Raw genomic sequence first — 9,762 nt, 5'->3', positions numbered from 1 at the left:
CTGCACATTAGGTAATGCCCGACTTTCACCAATCCGTAAAATGTCTTTAATATTAGAGGGAATTTCTGCGTTTAGGTAAATATCATTGAAGGTAAAAACTACATCATCTACTGTTAATGGTTGACCGTCAGACCATTTTAAATTTTCTCTTAGGGTAAAAATAAATCCTAATTTATCATCCGTAATTTCCCATGATTCTGCTAAAATTGGCTCAATATCGCCAGTTATGGGGTTTTGGTTGGTTAATCCCTCGTAAGTTAAACCAAATATATTAGGAACTTCTGAACTGAGGGCATAGTTAAAGGTTTTGGGGTCACTCAGAATGCTGTTGACTAATTGTGGTACTTGCGCGGCTGTACTTTTAAAGTTAGATGGATTGCAAGCAGCAATTGTAATGGCTGTTATTGAAGCTAGAATTATTGGTAAATAAAAACGTTTAATTTCTGATAGAAAACTGGTAAATTTCATAATTTAAATGTAATATTTTTACTCAAATAAATCAACTGAGATTTTAGCTAAATCAGATTTTTTGGTATTTATTGAAACCAGGGACACAAGTGAATTTTTCGTCTGCTCAATTAATTTTAATTATTAATTAAAATTATGAGATTTAAGTTATTCCGGCTTCTCACCATACCAACCATGATTTTCCATTCTCATTACTCTAGGAAATATTTACTAATTAGACTAAAATAAATCATCATAAAGCTATTAATAAGACAACAGCATGAGCGCTAATCCCCTCTTCTCTGCCCACAGGACCTAACTTTTCGTTAGTAGTAGCTTTGATGCCAATTTGATTTGGTAGTAACTCTAAAACACTCGCTAACTTAGCACGCATTTTTTCAATATGCGGCTTCAATTTGGGACGTTCTGCTATTACTACCGAGTCAATATTACCTATCTGCCAGCCTTGCTCCTTAATCAGCTGATGTACTTGAGTTAATAGCACCAAACTATCTGCCCCAGCCCATTGAGGGTCTGTAGGGGGAAAATAATGGCCAATGTCCCCTAAAGATAATGCTCCCAACATGGCATCCATAATGGCGTGAGTAAGTACATCAGCGTCACTATGCCCCAATAAGCCCATTTCGTGAGGAATTTGGATTCCTCCTAAAATCAAAGCGCGATCGCGCACTAATCTGTGGATATCGTAGCCGTTACCAATACGAATTTTAGTCATTAGTCATTAAGTCATTTGTCATTGGTCATTGCTCATTGGGAAGTTTTTCTCCCCTCTGCTCCCTGCTCCCTGCCCCCTGCCTCTTCCCCCCTGCTTCTCCTGTTGCCATTTTTCCAGCAAATCGGGGCGGCGATCGCCTGTTCTTTGAATTTGTTGTTCATATCGCCATCGGGCAATTTCGGCATGATTTCCAGAGAGCAAAACATCTGGCACTTTCCAGCCCCGAAAGTTAGCTGGGCGAGTGTACTGGGGATAATCGAGCAATCCCTCCTCAAAGCTTTCTGACTTCAGCGACTCAACTTTGCCCACAGTGCCTGGTAGAAGCCTCACCACACCATTAAGTAATGCCATAGAGGGGATTTCCCCACCAGTGAGAATAAAATCGCCTAAAGACACCTCACGGGTCACTAAATGCAGCACCCTTTCATCTACACCCTCGTAATGACCACATATCACTACCAATTGATCATAATTTGTGGCCAATTCTTTTAAAAGGGGTTGATTTATGGTTTCGCCTTGGGGACTCATTAAAATAATTTCTCTGCGGGGTAGAGTGGGCAGCGACTCCACAGCAGTAAAAATCGGTTCTGGCTTCATCAGCATCCCCACGCCACCGCCGTAGGGTTCATCATCAGCTTTATGATGCTTATCAGTGGTAAAATCTCTGGGATTAACTAGATTCACTTGGGCAATCTGTTTAGCTAAGGCTTTAGCCAGCAGCCCAGAACTTAAAACTGAGGTAAAACAGTCAGGAAAAAGTGTAACTATATCAAAGCGCACAGTAATTCGTATTCGAGAACACTAATCTTAAATTTGAATGTCTAGCAAACATAATCAGTCAATGTAGGATAGAGCTACAGATAAGTTTAATCAATAGTGACTAAAACTACCAGAACTATTGATTTTATGTAGGATCAAAAGTTTTTCTAATTACTTAATTTGTGTTTAAATATTGTCACAAGTACATTTAAATTAATAATCTGACCAAGTTAACAACTTCGGTGGCTGTATAGGCCGAGCCTCAAAAAAAGCGTGTTAAAACCTGATAAACCCCAATACCAGAGGGAAAACGGACATTTTATTCAACGGGAAAAATCCCTGCATGAAAGTGTCAACTCTAGTCTCCCAAGCATTGTTTTGCCAGTCTGGAAAAAGTGTACAGGTGAACAACAAGGAACCCTGGCTTTGAGGAACAGCAACGGACACATGAAAATTGAGGCTACTCCTGACGGAGACGCTGCGCGAACATGTGGATCAGGCGAGAAGTTAAATCGGCAACTCACTCCGATTCTAACTTCAGACAAGTTTCCTCTTTAATACAGCAGAGTGCAAAAATTATCAGCCTACTGATAGCCTGCGTGTCAATGGCCTGTACCTTGTTAAATTCACCTGAAGTTGTTGACAGGAGAAACATAATGCCGCAATTAAAAGCTAAATCGCTGGAAATGAGGACACCCCAAGCAACTAAAACCGCCGTTCTGGTTATCGGAGGCGCAGAAGATAAAGTTCATGGACGCGATATCCTCAGAACTTTTTTTGGCCGTGCTGGTGCTAGTAAGGCCTATATTACAATTATTCCATCAGCTTCTCGCGAACCCGCTATCATCGGTGGTAGGTATATTCGCCTCTTTGAAGAAATGGGTGCTGAAAAGGTCGAGATTTTAGACATCCGCGAACGGGAACAGTGTGAAACTTCCCAAGTCAAAGAGTCCTTGGAAGCCTGTAGTGGTGTATTTCTCACCGGAGGCGACCAATTACGTCTTTGCGGCGTACTGTCAGACACGCCAGCAATGGAAATTATCCGACAACGGGTGCGAGCCGGACAACTGACCCTAGCAGGCACTAGTGCCGGGGCTGCTGTTATGGGACATCACATGATTGCTGGTGGTGGTAGTGGTGAAACTCCAAATCGTTCCTTGGTCGATATGGCAACGGGTTTGGGTTTTATTCCAGAAGTAATTGTTGACCAGCATTTTCACAATCGTAATCGTATGGGTCGCCTGATTAGCGCGATCGCATCTCACCCCGACCGTCTAGGTATTGGTATTGATGAAGATACCTGTGCTGTATTTGAACGTGATGGTTGGTTACAAGTCGTGGGTAAAGGCAGTGTCACCATTGTCGATCCCACAGAAGTTACCCATACTAATGAACCTCATGTCGGTGCTAACGAACCGCTAACTGTGCATAATTTACGACTCCACATCCTCAGCTATGGTGATCGATTTCACTTGTATCAGCGGACTGTATTGCCTGCTGTGCATCGCATCTCCAGCTGACGGAATAGAGTAGGTTCAGTTAAACTATGTTGTTGCTTGCGGCCGAAGGCATCGCTGACTTGGTTTCTTGCTGTAAAAAAATCACGATTGTACCATGAAAAAGAAAAAACTGTTCGTAATAAACAGTTTAGCGGTCAATTTCAGTAAGAAACTAGAATTTTGGTTCCGAATCTCCATCTACCTATTCCCATGAGAATCCTCAAGATCCAGACCTTACGTGGCCCAAACTACTGGAGCATTCGACGCCATAAGCTCATCGTCATGCGCCTCGATTTAGAAAACCTTGCCAAGATACCCTCTAACGAAATCCCTGGCTTTTATGAAGGATTAGTAGAGGCGTTACCCAGTCTGGAGGGTCACTATTGCTCGCCTGGCTGTCGTGGTGGTTTTCTAATGCGGGTCAAAGAAGGCACTATGATGGGCCATATTGTGGAACACGTAGCCTTAGAACTCCAGGAATTAGCCGGAATGCACGTCGGCTTTGGGCGCACCCGTGAAACTGCCACACCTGGAATTTTTCAGGTAGTGATCGAGTACCTGAATGAGGAAGCGGGACGCTACGCTGGACGAGCTGCTGTGCGGCTATGCCAAAGTATTGTTGATAGAGGTCGTTATCCAAAAGCAGAACTCGAACAAGACATCCTCGACCTCAAAGACTTATGGCGTGAATCTTCTTTAGGGCCTTCCACAGAAGCAATTGTCAAAGAAGCCGAAAAAAGGGGTATCCCCTGGACACAGTTGAGCGCGCGCTTTTTGATTCAGATGGGTTACGGCGTGAATCAGAAGCGTATGCAGGCCACAATGACCAATAAGACCGGTATTTTGGGTGTTGAATTAGCTTGCGACAAAGAATCAACTAAACGCATTCTCGCGGCAGCTGGCGCTCCAGTACCAAGAGGTACGGTGATTAACTTTTTAGACGACTTAGAAGAAGCCATTGAATATGTTGGCGGTTATCCCATCGTCATTAAACCATCAGATGGGAACCACGGACGTGGTATTACCATTGATATTAGAAGCTGGGATGAAGCTGAGGCAGCTTACGAGGCCGCTAGACTGATTTCTCGATCAATTATTATTGAACGCTATTATGTTGGGCGAGATCATCGGGTACTAGTTGTAGACGGCAAAGTTGTAGCAGTAGCCGAACGTGTCCCGGCTCACGTAGTTGGTAATGGCAGATCCACCATTGGCGACCTAGTTGAAGAAACCAACCAAGATCCTAATCGCGGTGACGGTCATGACAAAATTCTCACAAAAATTGAACTAGACCGCAACAGCTACCAACTGTTAGAAAGGCAAGGTTACACCATCAATAGCGTCCCACCAAAGGGAGTAATTTGTTACTTGCGTGCAACAGCTAATTTAAGTACGGGGGGTAGTGCGATAGATCGCACTGATGAAATTCACCCAGAAAATGTTTGGCTGGCACAAAGAATAGTAAAAATTATTGGTTTGGATATTGCTGGACTCGATATTGTCACTACAGATATTAGTCGTCCTCTAAGAGAGATGGATGCTGTGATTGTGGAAGTAAATGCTGCACCTGGTTTCAGGATGCACGTTGCCCCCAGTCAAGGCACTCCCCGCAACGTTGCCGGGGCAGTGATGGATATGCTGTTCCCCAACCAACAATCGGGACTGATTCCGATATTGAGTGTCACAGGGACTAATGGTAAAACTACTACAACTCGACTATTAGCACATATCTACAAGCAGACAGGTAAAGTAGTAGGGTATACAACTACAGACGGTACATACATCGGCGAATACTTAGTTGAATCTGGAGATAATACAGGGCCGCAAAGCGCCCATGTCATTCTGGAAGACCCAACTGTAGAAGTAGCGGTGCTGGAAACGGCTCGTGGTGGCATTCTGCGCTCTGGACTCGGGTTTGAAAATGCTAACGTCGGTGTAGTGTTGAATGTAGCGGCTGATCATCTAGGCATAGGCGATATAGATACTATCGATCAGTTAGCTAACCTGAAGAGTGTAGTCGCAGAAGCTGTATTTCCTGATGGCTACGCCGTACTGAACGCTGATGATCACCGGGTTGCGGCGATGGCAGAAAGAACGAAAGCTAATATTGCCTATTTCACCATGAATCCTGATTCGGAATTAGTGCGTCAGCACGTCCAAAAGGGAGGAGTAGCGGCAGTCTACGAAAATGGCTATCTGTCAATTGTTAAAGGTGATTGGACGCATCGCATCGAAAGGGCAGAAAATATTCCTTTGACAATGGGTGGACGTGCGCCGTTTATGATTGCCAATGCCTTAGCAGCTAGTTTGGCAGCCTTTGTTCAAAATGTCACAATTGAGGAAATTCGGGCTGGCTTGAAAACTTTCCGTGCTTCTGTAAGTCAAACGCCAGGACGGATGAATTTATTTAATCTAGGGAAACACCACGCTTTAGTGGACTATGCTCATAATCCAGCTAGTTACGAAGCCTTGGGTTCTTTTGTCCGAAATTGGACTACAGGAGAGCGCATTGGCGTAGTTGGTGGCCCTGGCGATCGCCGTGATGAAGATTTTGTGACCTTGGGTAAATTATCAGCAAATATTTTTGACTACATTATTGTCAAAGAAGATGATGATACCAGAGGACGGTCACGGGGATCTGCGGCCGATTTGATTATTGAAGGCATCACCGAAGTTAATCCAAATTGTCGTTATGAGTCGATTTTGGATGAAACCGCAGCGATTAATAAAGCCTTGGATATGGCTCCCGATAAAAGTCTGGTGGTAATTTTGCCAGAAAGTGTCAATCGAGCTATCAAATTAATCAAGCTGCGCGGTTTAGTAACAGAGGAGGTACAGCCACAAAATACCTCAACAACAATTGTAGATAGCCCAAACGGGGTGACATCTTCTGTAATCAATACTTTGCTTTAGTCACACAGTAGAGACGGATAATCGCGTCTCTACCATTGGCTATTGCTTTTCCTGTTCAAGTGTGGTGTCATCATCATCAGAGTTTAATTCTTCTTTAAAACCCCGCAAGGTTTTACCCAGTGCATTTCCCAATTCAGGAAGTTTTTTAGGTCCAAAAATGACAATGGCGACTACGGTAATTATGGCTACTTCCGGCAATCCCAATCCAAACATAATATCTTGCCTGTTAAGGGTACATAAATATTAACGTAGCATTATCTGGTGATTTCCATACCTAACCAATCACTTAATTCATGAGATAGCCATTCTAGTTCTGCTTCAGATTGAATAGCACTGGAATTGATCCCAAGGTGATATTTTTGTACCCCTGCCCAAATCTCTAATTGAGCCGCCACTATAGTTTTATCTCCATCAGAGTTTTTGGTGATATGTCTGGGAATATAAACAAGTTTAGTGATACTTTCTTTGGGCGATGGACGAGGACGATAAAATTTAAGTCCCAATAACTCATATCGTAAGGCAATTTGCTGGTCATCTAAGGTCAGTCGAATGTTGCCAAATAAACCCATTAATAAAGTAGATATCATGAAAAAGCCAGCCCCCCAAAAAGGCAGTGAGAACAAAGCAAAGGGGAGGTTGAATGGAAAAGGGGCGGAAAGAGCGCCAATTGTCCAAAAGAGGATAAAGAAATTCCAAAAAATCGCAAATAAACCAGTGAATAGCATCGATGGCTTAAAGCCCACTGGTGGAATCAGAATTTCTAGATAATCTGAGTTTCTCTTGAGTTGAATTTTACTCCCAAGAGGTTTGACAATGTTTATGGCATAGGGAATCTTCAATTCCGACTCATTCAAAGCTTTTAAAGCTGCCGCAGCAGAACTTGGCCGCCGTTCCAGACTTGGTTCAGTCATCCATTGTAACCAGCGAGTCAAGCCGGGACTCAAATGAGCAACTTGCTCAAACTGAATGCGAAAATCCTTTTGGGGTAAATCGGCGGGATGATTTCCTGTGATTAAATAAATTAAAGTTGCTCCTAAACTATAAAGGTCAGAAGCCGGAACAGTTCGCGCCCCAAATTGCTCTGGAGGCATATATCCATAAGTACCTACAACAGTCCTGGTTCCAGCCTCAGCCGCAAGGACAGTTTGTACCGAACCAAAATCCACTAGGTAAACTTGACCGACACTATTCCCAGAACGTTCACCCAATAAAATATTGCTAGGCTTAAGATCACGGTGAATCACAGGGGGATGTAGCCCATGTAGGTAAATCAGAATTTCTAAAAGGGCTGTGGCGACTTGTTTAACTTCAGCTTCTGTAAAAGTCCGCCCAGTTTGTAAATATTGCTCTAATGTTTGGGCTGAAATATAACTCTGTACTAGAGCAAATCCTTTAATGTTGGGTGAATTTACGTCAAAATAGTCTAAATAGCGAGGAATAGCAGGATGGGATAAAGATTTTAATGTTTTGGCTTCACGCTCAAACAGCTTGAGATCATCCCATTCAAAGTCACTATTAAATGAGAGTAGCTTGATGACTACCAATTCCCCAGTTACTTGATCCCTAGCTAATAGCGATCGCCTTCCTGATTTTTTGCCCAACAGCTGCTGGACTTCGTAGCGTGAAGCGAAGCTATCGCCTTCAGGCGAATCGCCTAAAATTTCGCTGACCATGATGATTGCTGATAACGCTGAGTTTAAGAGCTTTCTTCGCTGATGGCTTGTCACATTGGGCAAGCGGATATCTTTAGTATAATTGTGTCTTTCTATGCCCTCCCAACTTTGGCCTTATGTTACCCCTGGTATTCCCGATGAATTGTTTGAGCATTTGCCAGGTATTCCCTTCAGCCAACGAGAAGTTCGGCTATTATTGATTTCTCAACTGCGGCTACAACCTGATTCAGTATTATGGGATATTGGGGCGGGAACGGGGACAATTCCTGTAGAAGCTGGGCTGCTGTCTCCTGGTGGAAAAATTATTGCAGTGGAACGGGATGAAGAAGTAGCCAACTTGATTAGGCGCAACTGCGATCGCTTTGAAGTCAAAAACGTGGAAATAATTGAAGGTAGCGCTCCAGAGTGTTTGCATGACCTCAAAGTAGCGCCAGACCGCGTTTGTATTGAGGGTGGAAAACCCATACAAGAGATTTTGCCAGCAGTCTGGCATTATTTGCCCTCATCGGGTAGAGTTGTCGCCACAGCTGCTAATCTAGAAGGCTTGTATGCTATTTCTCAGAGTTTTTCCGTGTTGCGAGCTAGAAATATTGAAGTCGTCCAATCGGCGGTGAATCGTTTAGAGACGCGCGGCCTTTCTCAAACCTTTACAGGGGTTGATCCAATTTTTATCCTCAGTGGTGAGAAACTAGACTAGATTCGTAGGATGAAAACTGAGGCATAAAGGATAAATTACACCTCATACTTCAGACTTCATCCTTTATAACTCATACTTACTTTTATGCCTTGGTCTCGAATTATTAGCGGAATTGTCGCGATCGCTCTTGCTCTGGTGGCAACCCTTTTGGGCGGATGGTACTTTACTATCGCCATTGCAGTGGTCGTGTTTTTAGGACAAGAAGAATATTTTAATTTGGTGCGAGCTAGAGGTATGGTTCCTGCGGCTAAAACTACCATGTTTGTTAGCCAAGCCTTATTGGTGATTTGTAACGTTAATGAAACCTTGGCTGATGCCGTCATGCCAATAGCTGGGACGTTGATTTGTTTCTATTTACTATTTCAGCCAAAAATGGCCACAATAGCCGATATTTCCGCTTCAATTATGGGGTTATTTTATGTTGGTTACTTGTCGAGCTACTGGGTGCGGTTACGGACTCTTGATAGTTTAGCCTACAGCAATCTCCCTTTCGGCGCTTACTGGCCTATAGATTGGACAAATATTTTGAACTCGCAGCAAAAGAGTTTCGCTTCTTTACCACAAGGACTAACTTTAACAGTACTAACTTTTTTATGTATTTGGGCAGCTGACATTGGTGCTTACATTATTGGCAAATTTTTTGGAAAAACCCGTTTGTCTGACATCAGTCCCAAAAAAACCGTAGAAGGTGCAGTCTTTGGTATCACTGCCAGCATTGCCGTAGCCATAGCCGGAGCTTATTATCTGCATTTGCCACAATTCCTATTTACAGGTGTAGCATTGGGTTTACTAATTGGTATTGCCAGCCTGTTAGGGGATCTAACTGAGTCTATGCTCAAGCGTGATGCTGGGGTTAAGGACTCAGGCCAGTTGATCCCCGGTCACGGTGGCATTTTAGACCGCACTGATAGTTATATCTTTACAGCCCCCTTGGTTTACTATTTCATCACACTTTTATTGCCCTTAATAGCCAATATATAAGGGGCAGGGGGCAGGGGGCAGGGTGCAGGGTGCAGGGGGCAGGGTGCAGGGGGCAGG

The 9,762-nt window shown here is 43.6% G+C and carries 9 protein-coding genes; 4 read left to right on the top strand and 5 right to left on the bottom strand.

All coding sequences use genetic code 11. The features are described 5' to 3' along the window. From VB654_RS19020 to trmD, 3 genes are all read right to left on the bottom strand, one after another. A partial coding sequence (locus VB654_RS19020; protein WP_323215371.1) for an ABC transporter substrate-binding protein occupies positions 1-468 on the bottom strand: 468 nt, incomplete at its 3' end. 232 nt (positions 469-700) lie between these two features. After that, on the bottom strand, positions 701-1,183 hold the full coding sequence (gene ispF / locus VB654_RS19015; protein WP_323215370.1) for a 2-C-methyl-D-erythritol 2,4-cyclodiphosphate synthase: 483 nt from the start codon (positions 1,181-1,183) through the stop codon (positions 701-703). A gap of 18 nt (positions 1,184-1,201) precedes the next feature. Next, positions 1,202-1,963, bottom strand: coding sequence for a tRNA (guanosine(37)-N1)-methyltransferase TrmD (trmD, locus tag VB654_RS19010; RefSeq protein ID WP_323215369.1), 762 nt, complete (start codon positions 1,961-1,963; stop codon positions 1,202-1,204). A 635-nt stretch (positions 1,964-2,598) separates the two neighbouring features. On the opposite strand from trmD, the gene VB654_RS19005 reads away from it, so the two are divergent. Then, positions 2,599-3,462 carry a cyanophycinase gene (locus tag VB654_RS19005; protein WP_323215368.1) on the top strand — a complete coding sequence of 288 codons (864 nt, stop codon included), beginning with the start codon at positions 2,599-2,601 and terminating at the stop codon, positions 3,460-3,462. A 189-nt stretch (positions 3,463-3,651) separates the two neighbouring features. Continuing rightward, positions 3,652-6,354 carry a cyanophycin synthetase gene (gene cphA / locus VB654_RS19000; protein WP_323215367.1) on the top strand — a complete coding sequence of 901 codons (2,703 nt, stop codon included), beginning with the start codon at positions 3,652-3,654 and terminating at the stop codon, positions 6,352-6,354. A gap of 39 nt (positions 6,355-6,393) precedes the next feature. Here the strand turns inward: cphA and tatA are convergent, their stop codons facing one another. Continuing rightward, positions 6,394-6,567, bottom strand: a complete 174-nt coding sequence (gene tatA / locus VB654_RS18995) for a twin-arginine translocase TatA/TatE family subunit (RefSeq protein WP_323215366.1) — start codon at positions 6,565-6,567, stop codon at positions 6,394-6,396. Between the two features lie 41 nt (positions 6,568-6,608). After that, positions 6,609-8,027, bottom strand: coding sequence for a serine/threonine-protein kinase (locus tag VB654_RS18990; protein WP_323215365.1), 1,419 nt, complete (start codon positions 8,025-8,027; stop codon positions 6,609-6,611). A 94-nt stretch (positions 8,028-8,121) separates the two neighbouring features. Here VB654_RS18990 and cbiT point away from each other — a divergent pair, with 94 nt between their 5' ends. After that, on the top strand, positions 8,122-8,724 hold the full coding sequence (cbiT, locus tag VB654_RS18985) for a precorrin-6Y C5,15-methyltransferase subunit CbiT (RefSeq protein ID WP_323215364.1): 603 nt from the start codon (positions 8,122-8,124) through the stop codon (positions 8,722-8,724). Positions 8,725-8,808: 84 nt separating this feature from the next. Continuing rightward, a complete protein-coding gene (locus tag VB654_RS18980; RefSeq protein ID WP_323215363.1) occupies positions 8,809-9,705 on the top strand; it encodes a phosphatidate cytidylyltransferase in 897 nt (298 codons plus the stop codon). Positions 9,706-9,762: the final 57 nt, after the last annotated feature.

Origin of the sequence: Nodularia sp. UHCC 0506 (genome assembly GCF_034931045.1) — a bacterium.
GTDB lineage: Bacteria > Cyanobacteriota > Cyanobacteriia > Cyanobacteriales > Nostocaceae > Nodularia.
Note: the sequence above shows the minus strand (reverse complement) of the source record. Positions and strands in the feature narration are given on the sequence as shown.

Coding starts and splice junctions, on each gene's coding strand:
- VB654_RS18980 (WP_323215363.1), top strand. CDS start 8,809: ATGCCTTGGTCTCGAATTATTAGCGGAATTGTCGCGATCGCTCTTGCT.
- cphA (WP_323215367.1), top strand. CDS start 3,652: ATGAGAATCCTCAAGATCCAGACCTTACGTGGCCCAAACTACTGGAGC.
- VB654_RS18990 (WP_323215365.1), bottom strand. CDS start 8,027: ATGGTCAGCGAAATTTTAGGCGATTCGCCTGAAGGCGATAGCTTCGCT.
- ispF (WP_323215370.1), bottom strand. CDS start 1,183: ATGACTAAAATTCGTATTGGTAACGGCTACGATATCCACAGATTAGTG.
- tatA (WP_323215366.1), bottom strand. CDS start 6,567: ATGTTTGGATTGGGATTGCCGGAAGTAGCCATAATTACCGTAGTCGCC.
- cbiT (WP_323215364.1), top strand. CDS start 8,122: ATGCCCTCCCAACTTTGGCCTTATGTTACCCCTGGTATTCCCGATGAA.
- VB654_RS19005 (WP_323215368.1), top strand. CDS start 2,599: ATGCCGCAATTAAAAGCTAAATCGCTGGAAATGAGGACACCCCAAGCA.